The 264-nt window shown below is 64.4% G+C and carries 1 pseudogene; it reads left to right on the forward strand.

Going from position 1 to position 264, the window contains the following annotated elements:
• Positions 1–166: 166 nt before the first annotated feature.
• Positions 167–264: pseudogene (locus B2J89_RS22210) on the forward strand (glutathione synthase); the annotation flags it as partial.

The raw sequence follows: 264 nt of genomic DNA on the forward strand, positions 1-264 counted from the left end.
GTGTCGGTTCGGCCTTCTGGGGTGTGGCGGCCGGCAGCCTTGCGCTGTTTGTGCAACAGTACGCGCGTCGGCCGGCTCCGCGCTAGCGCGAAAGCGCCGCACGGGCCCTGCAACTGCCCCCGGTCAGCGCACCAGGGCTTCCCTTCGATCCATTTTTTGCCCATCCATGAAACTGTTGTTCATCGCCGATCCGCTGGAAGCCTTCCAGATCTACAAAGACACCACCTTTTCCATGATGCGCGAGGCGCAGCGCCGCGGCCACCG

The sequence above is a fragment of the Acidovorax sp. SRB_24 genome, from assembly GCF_012931925.1.